The organism is Mammaliicoccus sp. B-M6, assembly GCF_022386965.1.
Lineage (GTDB): Bacteria > Bacillota > Bacilli > Staphylococcales > Staphylococcaceae > Mammaliicoccus > Mammaliicoccus sciuri_A.
On the sequence record NZ_JAJNHJ010000017.1, the window covers coordinates 18,187 to 36,824 of the forward strand.

The following is an 18,638-nucleotide window of genomic DNA, read 5'->3' on the forward strand; positions in this document are numbered from 1 at the left end:
ACAATTAGGGATAGGGCTTGCATTTTCTAGGGATTTATAACAAAATAACTATTGTAAAGTAAAAGAAACGAACGTACGTTTGTAGGAGGAGAAATATTGAATAAACAAGCAAAAGTTCAATATGGTGAAGATTCAATACAAGTACTCGAAGGTTTAGAAGCAGTAAGAAAAAGACCTGGTATGTACATTGGTTCAACAGATGTCCGCGGACTTCACCATTTAGTATATGAAATAGTAGATAACTCTGTTGATGAAATTTTAAATGGCTTCGGTACGGAAATCGAAGTAACAATTCATAAAGATAATAGTATTTCTGTTCATGATAACGGTAGGGGGATGCCTACAGGATTACATAAGACTGGTAAACCGACACCTGAAGTTATATTTACTGTCCTTCATGCCGGGGGTAAATTCGGTCAAGGCGGTTATAAAACATCTGGAGGACTACACGGTGTAGGTGCTTCAGTTGTTAATGCTTTGAGTGAATGGTTAGAAGTAACGATTTATAGAGAAGGTCATATTTATAAACAAAAATTCAAAAATGGTGGCGTACCTATTACAACATTAGAGAAAAAGGGGAAAACACGTAAAACGGGTACAACGGTTCATTTCAAACCAGATTCAAAAATATTTAAAGCTTCAACACATTTTAACTTTGAAACGTTATGTGAAAGACTTCAAGAATCAGCATTTTTACTGAAAGCACTTAAAATAAAAGTAACGGATTTAAGGGGAGAAGAACCAAGAGAAGTATTTTATCATTACGAAGATGGTATTAAAGAATTTGTGAATTATTTAAACGAAGGCAAAGACGTGTTGCATGACGTTGCAATGTTTAGTGGCGAATCAAATGGAATCGAAGTAGATATTAGTTTTCAATTTAATGACCAATATTCTGAAACGATTCTAAGTTTCGTAAATAACGTCCGTACTAAAGACGGAGGTACACACGAAACTGCCTTAAAGACAGCATTTACACGTGTATTCAATGAATATGCACGTAAAATTGGTGAACTTAAACAAAAAGATAAAAATCTTGATGGTAGTGACATTCGTGAAGGTTTGACAGCTATTATTTCTGTAAGAATTCCAGAAGATTTATTACAGTTCGAAGGTCAAACTAAGTCTAAATTAGGTACAACAGAAGCACGTGCAGCCGTTGATTCCGTTATGTCAGATCAACTGCCTTTCTATTTAGAAGAAAAAGGCCAATTATCAAAAGCATTACTTAAAAAAGCGATTAAAGCATCTCAAGCACGTGAAGCAGCAAGAAAAGCACGTGAAGAAGCTAGAAATGGTAAGAAAAACAAACGTAAAGAAACTTTATTATCTGGTAAATTAACGCCAGCACAAAGTAAAAATACAGAGAAAAACGAACTTTATTTAGTCGAAGGGGATTCTGCCGGAGGATCAGCTAAATTAGGGCGTGATCGTAAATTCCAAGCAATTTTACCGTTAAGAGGTAAAGTTATTAATACAGAAAAAGCTAAACTTGAAGATATCTTTAAAAATGAAGAAATCAATACGATTATTCATACAATAGGTGCTGGAGTAGGTGCAGACTTTAATATTGAAGATAGTAACTATAACAAAGTGATTATTATGACAGATGCCGATACAGATGGTGCACATATTCAAGTATTATTATTAACTTTCTTCTTCAAGTACATGAGACCACTATTAGAAGCAGGTAGAGTATATATTGCATTACCACCTTTATATAAATTAGAAAAGGGTAAAGGTAAGTCAAAACAAGTTGAATATGCATGGACTGATGAAGATTTAGAAGTATTAATGAAGAAAATTGGTAAAGGTTTCACACTACAACGATACAAAGGTTTAGGTGAAATGAATGCCGATCAACTATGGGAAACAACAATGGATCCTGAAACAAGAACGTTAATTCGAGTAAGTATTGATGATGAAGTACGTTCACAACGAAGAGTGACTACATTGATGGGTGACAAAGTTGAACCACGTAGAGAATGGATTGAAAGACACGTTCAATTTGGTATGCAAGAAGATCAAAGTATACTTGAAAGTGATGACATTCAAGTACTTGATGATGAAGTAGAATCATTAGAGGAGGAAGTTAAATAATGGTTGAACAAATTCAAAACCTTCCTTTAGAAGATGTAATTGGAGATAGATTTGGTAGATATAGTAAATATATCATTCAAGACCGTGCACTACCTGATGTACGAGATGGATTAAAACCTGTACAACGTAGAATATTATTTGCGATGTATAAAGACGGTAATACGTATGATAGAAACTTTAGAAAAAGTGCTAAAACGGTTGGTAACGTAATCGGTAATTATCATCCACATGGTGATATTTCTGTATACGATGCAATGGTTCGTATGAGTCAAGATTGGAAATTGAGACACGTACTCATAGAAATGCATGGTAATAATGGTAGTATTGATAACGACCCTCCTGCTGCAATGCGTTATACAGAGGCTAAATTAAGTAAATTAGCTGAAGTGTTATTACAAGATATCGATAAAGAAACAGTTGAACATGTACAAAACTTTGATGATACTGCGATGGAGCCGATGGTATTGCCAGCTAGGTATCCTAACTTATTAGTCAATGGATCTACAGGTATTTCTGCTGGTTATGCAACTGATATTCCACCGCATAATCTAGGAGAAGTCATTGATGCGACATTAAAGCTTATAGATAAGCCAAGTACATCTGTAGATGAATTAATTGAACATATAAAAGGACCGGATTTCCCAACAGGCGGTATAATTCAAGGGTTAGATGGCATTAAGAAAGCCTATAAAACAGGTAAAGGTAAAATCGTTGTTAGAAGTAAAGTAGAAATTGAAAAAATTAGAGGCGGAAGAGAACAAATCGTCGTAACTGAAGTACCATTTGAAGTTAACAAAGGTACATTAGTTAAGAAAATTGATGAACTCAGAGCTGATAAGAAAATTGAAGGTATAGTAGAAGTTCGTGATGAAACAGATAGAGAAGGTTTACGAATTGCGATTGAACTTAAGAAAGATATTAATAGTGAAGGTGTTCTGAATTATCTTTATAAGAACACAGACTTACAAGTACTTTATCATTTTAATATGGTTGCAATCAATAATAGAAGACCTGAATTATTAGGCCTTAAACCAATTCTTGAAAGTTATATTGAACATCAAAAAGAAGTCGTAACTAGACGTTCTCAATATGAATTATCCCAAGCGCAAAAACGTATGCATATCGTTGAAGGTTTAATTAAAGCATTGTCTATTTTAGACGAAGTTATTGAAACAATTAGAGCTTCTAAAAACAAACGTGATGCGAAAGAAAATTTAATTGCGAAATTTGAATTTACTGAAGAACAAGCTGAAGCAATCGTAATGTTACAACTTTATAGATTAACAAATACAGATATTGTTTCTTTAGAAAATGAATTTGATGAACTTAAACAAACTATCGAACGCTTAAAAGATATTTTAGAAAATGAAAAATCATTATTTAAAGTAATTAAGAATGAACTTAGAGCAGTTCGAAAAGAATTTGCTGATGAACGTTTAACTGAAATCGAAGAAAAAATCGAAGAAATAAAAATTGAAAAAGAAATTTTAGTTCCAAGTGAAGAAACTATTGTTTCTGTTACGCATGATGGATACATTAAACGTACTTCTAATAGAAGTTATATCGCAAGTGGTGTTGAAGAAGTAGGGCTTAAAGACGGTGACTACTTATTAATGCACGAAAAAATGAATACGCAAGATACTTTAATTGTATTCACAAATAAAGGTAATTACTTATTTATACCTGTACATGAAATTGTAGACTTAAAGTGGAAAGATCTTGGTAAACATATTTCACAAATGATTCCAATTGATGATGACGAACGTGTCATTTCTGTAAATAAAGAAACAGATTTCAAGCCATCGTCTAATTATATTATCGCGACGAAAAACGGCATGATCAAAAAGTCTACAAATGATAAATTTAAAGCGAGCAGAATTACAAAACCACTCGTTGCCATTAAACTTAAAGGTGACGATGAAGTTGTTTCCGTACTGAAAATAGTAAATGATGAACTTATAACAGTGATTACTGAAAAAGGTATGAGCTTAACTTATGATACGGATGAGTTATCCGACATTGGTTTAAAAGCAGCTGGTGTTAAATCTATCAACTTGAAAGATAATGATAAAGTTGTGATGACTGATAAATTACCAAATGATCAATCCGTGTTTATTGTGACAGATCGTGGTTCAGTTAAAAGGATGAAAGCAGAACAATTTGTACCTGCTAAAAGATCTCAACGTGGTTTAATGATCTTGAAAGAACTAAAATCTAAAGCGCATAGAATCATATTTGCTAGAACAATAGCAGAAGATGAAACATGTGTCATGATTTCAGAAAAAGATCAAGTCAAAGTGAATACTAAAGACTTTAACTTTAGTGAACGATACACAAATGGTCGATTTGTTGTTGACGAGAATGACTTTGGTCAAGTTATTGATGCATATTTTGAAGAAAAATCTATAGATTAAAAAAATATAGTCATAATGAATGGCACATGGTAAAATCATGATAGCAATTTATTATGACTATATTATTAGAATTGAGGGATTTATTTGAAAGATTTTGATAGTTATATCCCAGATTGGTTTCATAATTTTGTCCAATGGGGTAATGATTTAATTTGGACTCAAAACTTAATTTTCCTATTACTACTAGCTGGTGTATTCTTTACAATAAGTTCTAGAGTAGTACAACTTAGATGGCTACCAGAAATGTTTAGAGTCATTTTCGAAAAACCTGAAACATTAGAAGATGGAAGAAAAGGTATATCTTCTTTCCAAGCATTTGCTATAAGTGCTGCTTCTCGTGTTGGTACTGGTAATATCGCAGGTGTTGCAACAGCAATTGTACTAGGTGGCCCAGGTGCAGTATTTTGGATGTGGGTTATTGCATTCATTGGTGCAGCAAGTGCGTTCTTTGAAGCAACATTAGCACAAGTATATAAAGTTAAAGATAAAGAAGGTGGCTTCCGCGGTGGACCAGCTTATTACATAGAACGTGGTTTAGGTCAGAAATGGCTTGGTGTTGTGTTTGCAATACTTATAACAGTAACGTTTGCCTTTGTATTTAACACAGTTCAATCTAATACGATTGCAGCTTCTTTAAATGAACAGTATGAATTTTCAAATGTGATAACTGGAATTATCTTGGCTATTATTACAGCATTAGTTATCTTTGGTGGTGTAAGAAGTATCGCAACAGTATCTTCATTTATCGTGCCAATTATGGCAGTTGGATATATCGGTTTAGTTGGTTATATCTTATTTATGAATGTTGATCAAATTTGGCCAATGATTCAAAATATCGTAAGAAGTGCATTTGGTTTACATCCTGCATTTGGTGGGGCAATGGGATTTGCAATTATGCAAGGTATTAAACGTGGCTTGTTCTCCAATGAAGCTGGTATGGGTTCTGCAGCAAACGCAGCAGCAACAGCAGCTGTAAGTCACCCAGTTAAACAAGGTTTAATCCAAGCGTTAGGTGTATTCTTTGATACTATGATTATCTGTTCAGCAACAGCAATCATGTTATTACTTTATACTGATTTACAATTTGGAGCAGATGCGCCTCAAGGTGTGGCTGTAACGCAACAAGCACTTACAACACATGTAGGTGAATTCGGTGGTATATTCTTAACATTAGCTGTATTTATGTTCGCATTCTCTTCAATTATTGGTAACTATTACTACGGTCAATCAAATATTGAATACTTAACTAAAAATAAAATCGTAATGTTTATCTTTAGAGCATTAGTAGTAGCTATGGTATTTGTAGGATCAGTTGTACAAGTACAAACAGTATGGGATACAGCAGACTTATTTATGGGATTAATGGCAATCATCAATATCGTAGCACTATTCGGACTTGCAACAGTTGTATTTGAAGTTGCTAAAGATTATCGTGCACAAAGAAAGCGTAAGTTAAACCCAGTATTTAAAATTGAAAACTTAAAAGTTAACTATAATAATATCGAAGCATGGGGCGATAACCCTTATGCAACATTAAGCAAAAAAGAAACAACAGAACAATCATCTGAAGCAAATACAAAGTATGAAGAACCTAAAGAAGATACTTTCGACATTATTAAAGATGATGATAAAGACGAAGATAAATAATATAAGAAAAACGCCATGGGCACTAGCCCATGGCGTTTTCAATTTATTTAAATAAGTTTGCAATTGAATTGAAGATATCTTTAATAGCATTTACAAGTTTATCCCAGAAACCTTCGTCTTGAAGTTTGTCTTTAATATTGTTTCCTAAGTCTTCAGCTTTTTTCTTTGCATCTTTAAATTCATCAGATTTAACTAAATCATTAACATAATCTTTTGAGTTATTAATAAAGTCTTTTGCATTTTCACCGCTAAAGACACCGTCTTTTTGTGCTTTATCAATAACATTAACAATCATATTAATTTGGTTATCATTAATAACATTTGTTAAACCATTGTCTTCAATCTTTTGATTGACGATATTTGTAATTTCATTGATTGTTACATTACCTGATTTTTCTGCAACAGCTTGTTTTGATTCTGCAATCGTTTTGTTTAATTGTGATTGTGAAAATCCTTCTTGACCTTTATTTTCTTCAGTTATTTGGTTAATTGTAGATAATTCTTCTTGAGCGACTTGTGTTCTGCTTGAATCTACTTCTTCACCTTGTTCTTCAAATGCTTTGTATACACCAGCTAAGGCACTTTCGCCAGTTACATCTTCACTTGATGCAATTGTCACATCAGCATCTTGAATACCTGCTGTCATTAAAGCATTTTTATATGTGTCTTTAGTTACTTTTGTAATTTGACCTTGGTCTTGATTAATCGTTAAGTTAAGACCACTGCCTTTAGAAGTCTTTGTAATACGGATACTTGATTTTAAGACATCATTTGATGATTGCATATTTAAGTATTTATTTAAGTCATCAGCCGTAACGTAAGTTGTCTTGTCACTGTTTTTAGTGCCTAATAAGTTAGAAGTTGTATCTTTAGCACTTGAATTGTTTTGTAATGCTGCACCATAAACAGTAACGGCATTATCCCAAGCCTCTTCAGTTACCGCATGGGCTTGATGTTTCGGATATAAAATTGTAGATAATAATAAAACAGCAAGAACACTTATTATATATAGTTTCGTCTTTTTCATATGTTTGCACATCCTCGTATTTATTGATATAAAATATATCTATCATTATATTATCATCAAATGTATAATATGTAATAGGTCTTCAGAATGAGGTTTAATATATGGGAAAATACATTATCGAAAAGGCATTAAACAATAATGTGTTAATTGCTAATTATTATGATAAAGAAGTTATATTAGTTGGTAAGGGGATTGGTTTCGGAAAAAAACAAGGCGAAGAAATTAATACAGATTTAATCGAAAAGGTATATTTATTAGAATCTGAAAATGATAAAAATAAATATAAGCAATTAATAGATGGTACTAATAATGAAGTGTTTAATATTGTATTAGAAGTTGTAAATGGTATCGATAAACAGTTAGGTGGAAGTGTTAGTGAAAAGACGCTAATATCTTTAACAGACCATATGTTATTTGCGATCAAACGTATTAAAGAAGGTATACATGTTCATAATCCTTTTTTAAAAGAGACTGAACTGCTTTATCCGAGAGAATATCAAATAGCAGAAAAAGCTGTTAAAGCATTAAATGAAAAATTAAACTTACAGTTTATTGAATCAGAAGCTGGATTTATTGCATTACATATCCACTCTGCTGAAGTAAACCATTCAATTCATGATATACACAATATAAAAGCGATTATTCAAAAAGCAATCATTATAATAGAAGAAGGCCTAGAAGTTGATATTAACAAAAATAGTATTAATTATAGTCGTTTTGTTCGGCACCTTCACTTTGCGATTCAAAGAGTATTGGCAGATGAACGAATTCCAGATGCAACTAATATCGAAACACTATTGAAAGCGCAATATCCATTGTGCTATAATATTTCTGTAAAGATAGTGAAGATGATGCAAACACAGTTGAAGAAGCCAGTATATCAATCTGAATTGGCATATTTAACGATGCACATTCAACACTTTAATAATAACTTATAAATTGCGTGTTACTGATACGATCAGGCATGAGCAAATAGACTTTACTGTAATGGTAAGTTTTTTTGCTCATGCCTTTTTTCATGCCGTGATTTATAAAGTTAAACAATTAGGAGGGTATTAATTATGTTTAAAAAGTTCTTTGGACAATTGCAACGTATTGGTAAAGCATTAATGTTACCAGTTGCGATTTTACCAGCAGCAGGTATTTTACTTGCGTTTGGTAATGCAATGCAAAACGATCAATTCGTTGAAATTGCACCTTGGTTAAAATCTGATGTTATTGTCATGATAGCTTCAGTAATGGAATCATCTGGTCAAATTATCTTTGATAATTTACCATTGCTATTCGCACTCGGGACTGCATTAGGCTTAGCTGGAGGAGATGGTGTTGCAGCATTAGCAGCATTAGTTGGTTACCTTATTATGAATACAACAATGGGTGTTGTTAAAGGTATTTCAATTGATGATATTTATAGCTACGCTGAAGGCGCTAAAACTTTAGGACAAACTGCTAAAGATCCAGCAAACGCATTAGTTCTTGGTATTCCAACACTTCAAACAGGGGTGTTTGGTGGTATTATAATGGGTGCTCTTGCAGCATGGTGTTACAACAAATATTATAATATCAACTTACCACCATTCTTAGGATTCTTTGCTGGTAAAAGATTCGTACCAATTATCACATCTGTAGTTGCTATTATTGCAGGTATTATTCTTTCATTTGCATGGCCACCAATTCAAGATGGCTTAAACAACTTATCTACATTCTTATTAGATAAGAACTTAGCTTTAACGACATTTATATTTGGTATTATTGAACGTGCTTTAATTCCATTTGGATTGCATCACATTTTCTACTCACCATTCTGGTTCGAATTTGGTAACTATGTAAATTCTGCTGGTGAATTAGTTCGTGGTGACCAAAGAATATTCATGGCACAAGTTAAAGACGGTGTACCATTTACTGCTGGTGCATTCACAACTGGTAAATATCCATTTATGATGTTTGGTTTACCAGCTGCAGCATATGCAATCTATCGTCAAGCTCGTCCAGAGCGTAAAAAAGTTGTCGGTGGTTTAATGTTATCTGCAGGTTTAACATCATTCTTAACAGGTATTACTGAACCGTTAGAATTCTCATTCTTATTCGTAGCACCAGTATTATACGGTATTCATGTTATTTTAGCAGGTACATCATTCTTAGTGATGCATCTTCTACATATCCAAATCGGTATGACATTCTCTGGTGGATTTATCGATTACGTCTTATACGGATTATTAAACTGGGATCGTACTAATGCACTACTTGTTATTCCAGTAGGTATTATTTATGCGTTAGTTTATTACTTCTTATTCACATTTGCGATTAAGAAATTTAACTTAAAAACACCTGGTCGTGAAGATAAAGAATCTGAAACACGCAATAGTTCAGTAGCTGAACTTCCATTCGATGTATTAGATGCGATGGGTGGTAAAGAAAACATCAAACATTTAGATGCTTGTATTACGCGATTACGTGTTGAGGTATTAAATAAATCTGAAGTAAACAAAGATGAACTGAAAAGTTTAGGTGCATCAGGTGTACTTGAAGTTGGTAACAATATTCAAGCTATTTTTGGACCTAAATCAGATCAAATTAAACACGATATGGCACGTATCATTTCAGGAGAAATTACGAAACCTGATGAAACAACTGTTACTGAGGAAGGCGATCAAGAAAGTGCTGCTATTTTAGCTGAAGGTGGCGCAACAATTTATGCACCAATTAAAGGTGAAGTTGTTAATATCTCTGAAGTACCAGATAAAGTATTCTCTGAAAAAATGATGGGTGATGGCGTTGCAATTATTCCTGAAACTGGTGAAGTTGTTGCACCATTTGATGGTAAATTGAAAATGACATTCCCTACAAAACATGCAATCGGTTTAGAATCTAATGACGGTGTTGAATTATTAATCCACTTCGGTTTAGAAACAGTTAAATTAGAAGGTAAAGGATTTGAAATTTTAGCGGAAGCTGATACAGATATCGTTAAAGGTCAACCGTTAATGAAAGTAGATTTAGACTTCATTAAAGAAAATGCTGATAGTACTGTTACACCAATTGTTGTTACAAACCTTGGTGATGCTTCGTTAGAAGTACTAACAACAGGTTCTGTTGAACAAGGCGATAAAATATTAGTCGTTAAATAAGAGTTTTATAGTTAAGAAGATACATCTTCATGGTGTATCTTCTTTTTATACTCTAAAAATAATTATAATATTATTATGTAAACTATAAATGTAAATTTTTGTTTTTAAAGTGAAACGATTAGGGTATAATAGATTATAAATCTTTAAGAGGAGGGCTTATTTTGGAAAAAGAAAAGCATTCCAATAATTCTTTTAATAAAACAACACGTTTTATGCAGTTTTTCGGTGGACGTGATATTTATTTCATTTTAGGATTATTGATACTGATAGGGTTAACAATATTTATTTTCCAACATGTTTCATTTATTTTTGAACCTATCGTTACGATTACGACAACTTTAATTGGCCCAATTATTGTTGCGTTTGTTGCATTCTATTTGTTTAATCCTTTAATTAATTTTATGGAAAGGTTTAACATCTCTAGATTATGGGGTATCATCATATTATTATGTGTAATTATCGCAGCATTTACACTAATTGTGACGTTATTAATACCTGTTGTGCAACATCAAGTTGAAAGTTTATCTAAAAATTTACCTACATATTTCGATGAATTTAGTGATAAATTAAAAGAGCTTTCTCAAAATTCATTTGTAGCGGATTACTATACACAAGCTCAAAATTGGTTCCAACAAAACTTTAGTGATATTCCAAAGAAAATATCTAATTCAGTAGGGGATTTCAGTAATAAGTTCCAATCATTTGTATCTACAATTACACATGTTGTTGTGATCATTATTACATTCCCATTTGTATTATTCTTCTTACTTAAAGATGGTGCAAAGTTTAGAAATTACTTTATTAGATTAATGCCACCAAAATTCAGAAAAGATACTCATGATTTAATTGATAAGATGAATGTACAAGTTGGTTCTTATATTCAAGGTCAAATGATTGTTGCTTTCTGTATTGGTGTATTACTATTTATTGGTTATTCAATCATTGGATTAGACTATGCACTAACTTTAGCAAGTATTGCTGCTGTAACAAGTGTTGTACCGTATTTAGGTCCAATAATTGCTATTTCACCAGCAATTATTTTAGCGGCAATTGATTCACCATTTATGTTATTGAAACTTGCAATCGTTTGGGCTGCAGTTCAATTTTTAGAAGGACATTTTATTTCACCGAATATTATGGGGAAAACAATGCAAATTCATCCTTTAACAATCATCTTTGTATTGTTATGTGCAGGTAATTTAGCAGGTATACTTGGTGTTATTTTAGGTATTCCAGCTTATGCTATTATTAAAGTAGCTGTGACACATCTCTTCACATTATTTAAACGTCGTTATAATAAGTATTATCAAGATGACTCAGGTCCATACGAGTTTAAAGATGAAGAAGTTGTATACGAAAAAGAATAAACAATAAAGATAGACTGCCTTTAACTTTTGAAGCTTAATGGCAGTCTTTTTTAAACATTTTAATTTATATATTTATATGGTATTATTTGGGAGTATTACAAAATAAAAGAAGGTTGGAATATGAGACTATTAAATCGAAAGAAAATTTTGCCAATATTAAAGGTTCTATTTATATGTATCGTATTATGCATCGTAGTATTTGTATTACATAATGAATTAGGGAAAATCGACTTTAAAAAGACAATCGTTCTTTTTAGAGAAATGAATACATTTTATTTTGTAGGCATCATTATATTAGGTGTACTTTCCGTTTCTGTTTTATCACTATATGACATGATGTTAAAACAATCTTTAAAAATCAGTTTACCGATACACAAAGTTTTATCCATTAGCTATATTATCAATACATTTAACAGTATTTTAGGCTTTGGTGGCTTAATAGGTGCTGGTTTAAGAATTTACTCTTATAGAAATGACGTTGAAGATAAGAAAGATTTAGTTAAAAGTGTTTCATTATTATTGTTATCCATGTTAAGTGGTTTAAGTTTATTATGTGCATTTATTGTATTTAGTGTTTTTAATGCGGATGCATTACTAGCTGATATTTCATGGGCTAAAATTGTCATATATATTGGCAGCTTGTTTCTTCCATTATTTATAGCTGTGTCGTATTTGAAACCATCTATAAGTCGAGATAGATTACTTGGTTTTAAATTTACAATTGTATCTGCACTCGAATGGATTGCTGCGAGCTACTTATTATTTGTCATTTTAAAAGCATTACATATTCACGTAGACTTTTCACACTTAGTCGGGATATTTGTAGTTGCTGCCTTATCAGGATTAATTAGTATGATACCCGGGGGATTTGGTGCATTTGATTTAGTGATCTTATTAGGTATTAAGTCGCTTGGTGTACCTGAAGAAAAAGTATTATTAGCGTTGTTACTTTATAGAGTTGCTTATTATTTCTTCCCATTCATAATCGCACTTGGTTTATCTACATTTGAATTTGGTAGTATCGCTAAAAAATACATCGAAGAAAGTAAATTCTATACACCGGCAGTTGATACAACATCGTTTATCAAGTCTGTTCAAAGTGACTTTATGACTAAAGTACCAACATTAGCACTAGGTTTATTATCAGGTATTACAGGCTTTGTGCTTTATTTTAATCACATATTAATCTTATATGATGCAATTTACTCACATCATTATACTTTTTATTCAATCTTATTAGCATTACATACAGCTGCTACACTCATGTTACTGATTTGTGCCAAAGGTGTAATGTCTGGTACGATGCGATCGATTCTTATGAGCATTATTTCTGTCATCGTGATGTTAGTCGTATCCATATTAACAAATAGTACAATCATAGCATTTTTATGGTTAGCGATACTTTTAGTATTATTATTTATCGGTTACAAAAATGCACTCGTTGTCAAAAAGATAGTAACACCTATGAAAATTGTTTTAAGTGGTGTATTAATTTTAACAATGTTTATCTTCAATAGAATTGTTACTAAAAATTATTTAAATTTATATCCACATGAAGTTACTAAATTTGATAAATATGCCGTGTTTACAATGTTCTTGATTGCACTTGCGATATTGTGTTTAATCGGTATGTGCATAACATATATACTTTCAAAAAAATTCCAAAAAAGTTTATATACAAATGCCAGTTATGAAACAATACAATCCATTATCGATCAAAATCAAGGTTCATATGTGAGTCACTTAGCATTTACAGGAGATAAATCATTTTATGTTAATAAAGATGAAGATGTCTTTATTATGTATCGACATACGATGAATGCAGTTATCGTGTTAGGAGATCCAGTCGGTAACTCGGATAAATATCATGCCGTATTAAAAGAATTTTATGATCAAATGCATTTTTTAGGGCATGATATTATTTTCTATCAAGTACAAAGTAAATTACTATCTTTATATCATGATTATGGAAATGTCTTTTTCAAATTAGGTGAAGAAGCACTCATAGACCTCGAAACATTCAGTTTATCAGGAAAGAAAAAACGTGGTATGCGTGCAACTCATAATAAAATGGCATCAGAAGGCTATCAATTCGACATAATAGAAGCACCATATGCACAAGATGATATCAACATATTGAAATCTATTAGTGATGGCTGGTTAGGTGACAAGAGAGAAATGAGTTTCTCAGTTGGATCATTTGATGAAGATTATTTAAATAAAGCACCTATTGCAGTTATAAGAAATGACAGCAAAGAAATAGTAGGTTTCTGTTCATTAATGTATACGAACTATAATGATTCAATTTCAGTGGACTTAATAAGATGGAACAAAGAAGTTGATTTACCAATGATGGATGCTTTATATATCCATATGTTATTATGGGCACAAGAACAAGGCTATAAACAATTTAATATGGGAATGGCTACATTATCTAATGTAGGACATAATCAATATGCATATTTAAGAGAAAAATTTGCAGCAAAAGTATTTGAAAATATGAATGGATTATATAGCTTCCAAGGATTACGGAATTATAAACAAAAATTTTATCCAGATTGGGAACCAAGATATTTAGTATATCGTAAATATAGTTCATTATTATGGAATTTAATAAGAGTATCTTTAACAATTAATCATAAATAAAAAGAGTCTGTGAGATAATTCCTAACTTAAATTAAATAACACCTCATACCACTGATTTATTCAGTATAAAATGAGGTGTTATTTTTTATAATCTACGATTTTGTTCGTGCATGCTTGCCTAGGGTATGGTTCGAGCCTGTAGTCTCTCACTCATACTATTCCCTCAGGCGTCAGCACTATACAAAATCGTTCCAAATTTCCAATTTTATACAAAAAAAATAAGCGCTCTCGTATTCCAGAAAATGATATTGCACATTATGTTTTTTAGTTAAATCTCACTTTTATTCATTAATAGAAAATACTAAATGCAGAATAAAGTATTAATAATGACATAACAGTATTGAAAATATAATGATATTTATTGAGGTATCTTTTTAAGTAGTGTCCTAATACGCCCCATACAATAAGGCAAGTCCAACCAATAATAATTGTTAGTACCATATATACAAATGGTTTGTAATTGGAATTAGGGATAATAAAGACACCTAGTAACGTGATATAAAATAATAATGTTTTCATATTTAAAATTTGTAATAAAAATCCAGCTTTAAAAGTAGAAAATACATCACCAATTTCATCGTTTTTACTAGCAGTAAACGTTTTATAGGATAGATACAATAAATATATAAAACCAAATATTTTCAGTGTTTGTTCAACTGCTTCAATATATTCATCAAATAAGTATAAACAAATAGAAGCTAAAATAGCTAAAAATAAAAAACCTGCTAATATACCAAGTATAAATTTTTTTGCACCTAATAAACCATGTTTCTTTGTAGAATTCATAATAAAAATATTACTTGGACCTGGCGTAATAGATGTTACAAAAACATAAATTAAAAACGCAGACATGTTCTTCACCTCTATATAAATTTTAATGTCTTTTTGGTTATAAGTGAAATTAATGTTATTATTAATGCATTAATAAAATTAATGGGTGATTGAATGAATATAAAGCAGTTAAAAATTTTAAAGACACTTATAGAAACGAAGAGTTATACAAGAACAGCAGAATTACTAAACTATACGCAATCAAATGTATCTCAACAAATTAATCAGTTAGAATCAGAATTGAAGAATGAATTATTTATATACTCAAACAGAAAATTGATTGAAAGTGAGTTTCTTTTAAAAATATTACCTTTAGTTAATGACTATATTTCGACACACGATCAAATTATTAAATTATCGAATGAGGACATGACTAATAAATTAAAAATAGCAGCACCTGAATCATTAGTAACAACAGGGTTAAGTGAAGTTATAAAAATTTTTTTAGAAAAATTTCCAAATACAGAATTTGATTTACTCAATAATACTTGTAGCAAAAATCAAGCATTACTAATTAATGGTGAAGTAGATATAGCTTTTGTGATTAATACTGGAATCCAAAATAATGCAATAAAAAAACATAAATTAAGTGATGATGAAATTGTTATTGTGGCACATCATTCTGCTCCAGATACATTAGATGAGTTGTTAAGTAGTAGAAGATATAATCATTTTGTAATAAATGAAAAAGACAGTACTTATTGCACGATGTTTGAAGATTTTTTAAGTAGTAACTTAAAGGAAGTTTCTAAAAGAACAGAATTATGGAGTATAGATGCAATTAAGACATTTTTAATAGATGATATGGGATTTAGTGTATTGCCATATAGAACTGTAGAGAAAGAAATAAATTCAAATAGGCTGAAAATCATAGAGGGAAATGAGCAATTTCCTACTTTTTATTCATTTGCTTTAACAAAGAAGAAAAATTGGGATAACAATCTCATTGATTTATTTATTCAAGAAGCAAAAATATATATGGGAAGAAATATGAAAAAGGAAAAATAGATTGAATAACTAATACTAGTAGTAATAAATTTGTTGTTTATAATACAAAAAAACTTTCATAACCATTCCTTAAAAAAGGTGTTATGAAAGTTTTGTTTTTTATTTAATTAACACGTGTTTCTTTAATGCGTTTATACCATAAGTATAAGACGTATAGTACTGCTATTGCGATAATTACAATAAACACTTTAGAATACATACCTACATATACGAGAATTTGATGCCAATGATTGCCTAACATTTTACCGAGCATAATTAGAAATATATTCCACATACCTGTGCCGATTGCTGTTAAAAGTATAAATACGGGTAAGTTCATTTTAGTTATACCGGCTGGTAATGAAATGAGTGTTCTAACGATTGGGATAAAGCGTCCTAAGAAGATAGCCCAATGTCCATATTTATCTAACCATTGTATAGTCTTATCTAAGTCTTGTGTTTTGATACCTATATATTTGCCACGTTTATGTATAAATTTATATAAACGTTCTTCACCTATAAGAGCACCGATACTATATAATACAAGTGCTCCGAGTACAGCACCTAAAATTGTAAGTAAACATACAATTATGATATTCAACTCTGACTGTGAAGTCATGAATCCAGCAAATGTTAATATGATTTCAGAAGGGAAGGGGTGTATAACATATTCTAAAAATACGAGTATGAAGACACCGATATATCCATAATGCGTCATATAATCAGTAATCCATTGTTCCATAATGTTCTCCTTTTATATCTTAAATACTGATAGATGTTATATAAAAATAACAGTATAGCATAATTGTATACGATACTGTTATGCTATACTTGTTTATTTTAAACTTTGTCTAATTGTTTGTTCTTCTTGATATCTTTCAGGATTCTTCTTATAAAAATCTTGATGATAATCTTCAGCTTTGTAAAAAGGCTTATATGGTAATAGTTTTGTAACGACTGATTTTCCTTTTGGTAATTCTTTATTGAGTTGTTCGATATACTGTTCAGCAAGTTTCTTTTGATCAGCATTTGTATAGAAAATAGCTGTTTCATATTGTGTACCTCTGTCTTGGAATTGTCCATTAGCATCAGTAGGGTCAATAATTGCAAAATATATTTCTAGCAGTCTATTATATGAGAATAAAGCTACATCATATTGGATTTCGACAACTTCATAATGTCCGGTATCACCTTTTTTTACTTCTTCGTATGTTGGATTTTCAGTTGTTCCACCCATATAACCTGAAGTCACTTTATCTATTCCTTCATATTGGTCAAATGGCTTAACCATACACCAAAAGCATCCTCCTGCAAAATACGCTTTATTCATATTCATGATATTTTTACCATCCTTTATTCAGTCTCAAGTCTTATTTTTAAGTTAGCTTTGCAATTTTTCTTGATTTTTAGTATATAAATTGGTTAACTTAATGTATGAGTCTCATTATAATATAATTAGACTCAATTTTGAAGATAAAAGGTTGGTAACAATGACTTCGCATAATCAATCAGAAACTGAAGATAATCGTCAAACGAATATACCTACAAGAAGAAAAAAGCGTAGAATTAAAAAAAGACCTTTTATTTTCTTAGGTATAATCTTACTTTTAATTGGACTTGGATTTTATATTAATGCTTCTTATAAATCTGGTTTGAAAGTTTCATCAGATAACGGTAAAAAGCAGCAATTACATAAATTCAATAGTACAACGCGGAATGATGGTAAAGTAAATGTGCTCGTATTAGGTGAGGACCGCAAAGTAGATAATTCACAACCTAGAACAGACTCAATTATGATTGTTCAATATGATTACTTGAAAAAAGATCTCAAAATAGTATCAGTCATGAGAGATATTTATTCAGAAATCCCAGGTGGCTATCGTAATTATAAGATTAATACTGCATATTCATTAGGCGGACCTGAATTATTACGTAAGACATTGAAGAAGAACCTTGATATTGATCCGGAATACTATGCAATTATCGATTTTGATGGATTTGAAGAAATGGTCGATGAAATTGCACCTAAAGGCGTTCCAATCGATGTTGAAAAAGATATGTCTGCAAAAATTGGTGTTTCTTTAAAACAAGGGCAACATAATTTAAACGGGAAAGAATTATTAGGTTATGCGCGCTTTAGACATGATGAAGAAGGTGACTTTGGTCGTGTTAGAAGACAACAACAAGTTATGACTGCATTAAAATCAGAATTGATGAGTGTGGATTCAGTTGTTAAAGCACCGAAATTAGCTGGTATTGCTAGAGGTTATGTTAATACCAATTTAGATGATCAAACAATTTACAAAACGGGAGCTAGCTTCTTAGCTAGAGGCGATAAAGATATTAAGACGTTAACAGTCCCTGTTAAAGGTTCTTATACAAATGAGAATGATATTGAAAATGGGGCAGTATTAAAAATCGACAAAGAAAAAAATAAAGAAGCAATTAAAAAATTTCTTAACGATTAATCATTGAGGAAACTAAAAAAGCA

The 18,638-nt window shown here is 31.2% G+C and carries 13 protein-coding genes; 9 read left to right on the top strand and 4 right to left on the bottom strand.

All coding sequences use genetic code 11. From position 1 onward, the window contains the following. Positions 1–96: 96 nt before the first annotated feature. The 3 genes from parE to alsT all read left to right on the top strand — a co-directional run bounded on the left by parE (position 97) and on the right by alsT (position 6,161). On the top strand, positions 97–2,100 hold the full coding sequence (gene parE / locus LQ693_RS07910) for a DNA topoisomerase IV subunit B (RefSeq protein WP_107565606.1): 2,004 nt from the start codon (positions 97–99) through the stop codon (positions 2,098–2,100). Beyond that, positions 2,100–4,514 (top strand): DNA topoisomerase IV subunit A, encoded by a 2,415-nt coding sequence (parC, locus tag LQ693_RS07915; protein WP_151359345.1) that lies wholly within the window; start codon positions 2,100–2,102, stop codon positions 4,512–4,514. Before parE ends, parC begins: the two co-directional genes overlap by 1 nt. 84 nt (positions 4,515–4,598) lie before the next feature. Next, positions 4,599–6,161 (top strand): glutamine transporter AlsT, encoded by a 1,563-nt coding sequence (gene alsT / locus LQ693_RS07920; protein ID WP_103360566.1) that lies wholly within the window; start codon positions 4,599–4,601, stop codon positions 6,159–6,161. A gap of 43 nt (positions 6,162–6,204) precedes the next feature. Here alsT and LQ693_RS07925 read toward each other — a convergent pair whose 3' ends face one another. Beyond that, positions 6,205–7,188, bottom strand: a complete 984-nt coding sequence (locus tag LQ693_RS07925; RefSeq protein WP_107565605.1) for a DUF1002 domain-containing protein — start codon at positions 7,186–7,188, stop codon at positions 6,205–6,207. Positions 7,189–7,289: 101 nt separating this feature from the next. Between LQ693_RS07925 and glcT the strand changes: the two genes are divergently transcribed. The 4 genes from glcT (at position 7,290) to mprF (ending at position 14,329) form a co-directional block, all read left to right on the top strand. Next, positions 7,290–8,126, top strand: a complete 837-nt coding sequence (gene glcT / locus LQ693_RS07930; protein ID WP_239703146.1) for a glucose PTS transporter transcription antiterminator GlcT — start codon at positions 7,290–7,292, stop codon at positions 8,124–8,126. 123 nt (positions 8,127–8,249) lie between these two features. Next, entirely contained in the window at positions 8,250–10,316 is a 2,067-nt protein-coding gene (gene ptsG / locus LQ693_RS07935; protein WP_103360563.1) for a glucose-specific PTS transporter subunit IIBC, read from the top strand. A 161-nt stretch (positions 10,317–10,477) separates the two neighbouring features. Continuing rightward, positions 10,478–11,683 (top strand): AI-2E family transporter, encoded by a 1,206-nt coding sequence (locus LQ693_RS07940; protein WP_103360562.1) that lies wholly within the window; start codon positions 10,478–10,480, stop codon positions 11,681–11,683. 120 nt (positions 11,684–11,803) lie between these two features. Continuing rightward, on the top strand, positions 11,804–14,329 hold the full coding sequence (mprF, locus tag LQ693_RS07945; protein ID WP_103360561.1) for a bifunctional lysylphosphatidylglycerol flippase/synthetase MprF: 2,526 nt from the start codon (positions 11,804–11,806) through the stop codon (positions 14,327–14,329). 288 nt (positions 14,330–14,617) lie between these two features. Here mprF and LQ693_RS07950 read toward each other — a convergent pair whose 3' ends face one another. Further along, complete coding sequence (locus LQ693_RS07950) at positions 14,618–15,181, bottom strand: LysE family translocator (RefSeq protein WP_103360560.1); 564 nt, start codon at positions 15,179–15,181, stop codon at positions 14,618–14,620. Between the two features lie 93 nt (positions 15,182–15,274). Here LQ693_RS07950 and LQ693_RS07955 point away from each other — a divergent pair, with 93 nt between their 5' ends. After that, positions 15,275–16,168 carry a LysR family transcriptional regulator gene (locus LQ693_RS07955; RefSeq protein ID WP_239703145.1) on the top strand — a complete coding sequence of 298 codons (894 nt, stop codon included), beginning with the start codon at positions 15,275–15,277 and terminating at the stop codon, positions 16,166–16,168. A 103-nt stretch (positions 16,169–16,271) separates the two neighbouring features. Here LQ693_RS07955 and LQ693_RS07960 read toward each other — a convergent pair whose 3' ends face one another. Then, positions 16,272–16,889: a DedA family protein gene (locus LQ693_RS07960; protein ID WP_103360558.1), complete on the bottom strand. Its 618-nt coding sequence runs from the start codon at positions 16,887–16,889 to the stop codon at positions 16,272–16,274. 93 nt (positions 16,890–16,982) lie between these two features. Continuing rightward, the gene (msrA, locus tag LQ693_RS07965) at positions 16,983–17,483 is read right to left on the bottom strand and encodes a peptide-methionine (S)-S-oxide reductase MsrA (protein ID WP_103360557.1); all 501 of its coding nucleotides are present in this window, start codon (positions 17,481–17,483) and stop codon (positions 16,983–16,985) included. 154 nt (positions 17,484–17,637) lie between these two features. Here msrA and LQ693_RS07970 point away from each other — a divergent pair, with 154 nt between their 5' ends. Further along, positions 17,638–18,615, top strand: a complete 978-nt coding sequence (locus LQ693_RS07970) for an LCP family protein (RefSeq protein ID WP_037587964.1) — start codon at positions 17,638–17,640, stop codon at positions 18,613–18,615. The last annotated feature ends 23 nt before the right edge of the window (positions 18,616–18,638 follow it).

What these genes read in the sequence shown, in the direction of transcription:
- parC (WP_151359345.1), top strand. Translation starts at nt 2,100, where the DNA reads ATGGTTGAACAAATTCAAAACCTTCCTTTAGAAGATGTAATTGGAGAT.
- LQ693_RS07925 (WP_107565605.1), bottom strand. Translation starts at nt 7,188, where the DNA reads ATGAAAAAGACGAAACTATATATAATAAGTGTTCTTGCTGTTTTATTA.
- glcT (WP_239703146.1), top strand. Translation starts at nt 7,290, where the DNA reads ATGGGAAAATACATTATCGAAAAGGCATTAAACAATAATGTGTTAATT.
- ptsG (WP_103360563.1), top strand. Translation starts at nt 8,250, where the DNA reads ATGTTTAAAAAGTTCTTTGGACAATTGCAACGTATTGGTAAAGCATTA.
- mprF (WP_103360561.1), top strand. Translation starts at nt 11,804, where the DNA reads ATGAGACTATTAAATCGAAAGAAAATTTTGCCAATATTAAAGGTTCTA.
- LQ693_RS07950 (WP_103360560.1), bottom strand. Translation starts at nt 15,181, where the DNA reads ATGTCTGCGTTTTTAATTTATGTTTTTGTAACATCTATTACGCCAGGT.
- LQ693_RS07955 (WP_239703145.1), top strand. Translation starts at nt 15,275, where the DNA reads ATGAATATAAAGCAGTTAAAAATTTTAAAGACACTTATAGAAACGAAG.
- LQ693_RS07960 (WP_103360558.1), bottom strand. Translation starts at nt 16,889, where the DNA reads ATGGAACAATGGATTACTGATTATATGACGCATTATGGATATATCGGT.
- msrA (WP_103360557.1), bottom strand. Translation starts at nt 17,483, where the DNA reads ATGAATATGAATAAAGCGTATTTTGCAGGAGGATGCTTTTGGTGTATG.
- LQ693_RS07970 (WP_037587964.1), top strand. Translation starts at nt 17,638, where the DNA reads ATGACTTCGCATAATCAATCAGAAACTGAAGATAATCGTCAAACGAAT.